Origin of the sequence: Embleya sp. NPDC059237 (assembly GCF_042754105.1) — a bacterium.
Lineage (GTDB): Bacteria > Actinomycetota > Actinomycetes > Streptomycetales > Streptomycetaceae > Embleya.
Genome location: NZ_JBHZAE010000069.1, coordinates 1 through 1,038, shown reverse-complemented (window position 1 = coordinate 1,038; position 1,038 = coordinate 1). Strand labels below are relative to the sequence as shown.

General features: G+C 68.7%; 1 protein-coding gene. It reads right to left on the bottom strand.

Annotation, left to right across the window (positions count from 1 at the left end; translation table 11 throughout):
• A partial coding sequence (locus ACFXKZ_RS52460) for a dolichyl-phosphate-mannose--protein mannosyltransferase (RefSeq protein WP_380015692.1) occupies positions 1-1,038 on the bottom strand: 1,038 nt, incomplete at both ends.

The window sequence follows — 1,038 nt, the reverse complement described above, 5'->3', positions numbered from 1 at the left end:
AGTGGGATGCCGAGGATGTGGTCGGGGGACAGTCCGGCGCGGTCGTCGGCCCAGTGGCGGAAGTAGCCGTTGTCGGTGAGGAACCAGCCGGTCCAGGACCAGATGTAGATGCCCAGGGCGATGGCGACGGTGGACAGGAACGCGAAGAGGACGTCGTGGCGCAGGGTGGCGCGGTAGGGGCGGCGTGCGCCGCAGGCGCGGCGGGTGCCGGCGTCCCACAGGACGGTGAGGATGCCGAAGGCGGCGAGGACGTAGACGCCGCTCCATTTGGTGCCGCAGGCCAGGCCGAGGCAGATGCCGGCGACGATGCGCCAGGGGCGCAGGCCGAGTTTCATGCCGGCGGCGCGGGCGGCGTCGGGTCCGTCCTTGAACATGTGGGCGGCGAGGGCTCGGGTGTCGTCGCGGTCGATGAGCAGGGCGCCGAAGGCGGCGAGGATCCAGAACATCAGGACGAGGTCGAGCAGGGAGGTGCGGCTCATCACGAAGTGCAGGCCGTCGAGGGCCATGAGGAGTCCGGCGATGCAGCCCAGGAGGGTGGAGCGGAAGAGGCGGCGGCCGATGCGGCAGAGCATGAGGACGGACAGGGTGCCCAGGACGGCGAGGGCGAAGCGCCACCCGAACGGGGTCAGCCCGAAGAGTTGTTCGCCGAGCGCGATCGTCCATTTCCCGATGGGCGGATGGACGATGTACGAGCCCTGCGTTTGGAGGCTGTCGGCGTTGCCGGCGAGGATCTGGTCGTTGGCCTCCTTGGGCCAGGTGCCCTCGTAGCCGAGTTTCAGCAGCGACCAGGCGTCCTTGGCGTAGTACGTCTCGTCGAATATCACCGATTTGGGCTTGCCGAGGTTCCAGAATCGGATGAATCCGGCCAGGAGCGTCACCAGGATGCACGGCAGCCAGCCGCCGCCGGTGTAGGCGCTGTTGTCGGTATACGACGGCACCAACCGCTCACGCAACGACGTCGGCGGCCGATCCCGAAACCCGAACCGAGCCAGTGACCACGCCCAACCACGCGGCTCCGGACGTGCGGTCCCCGTGTCG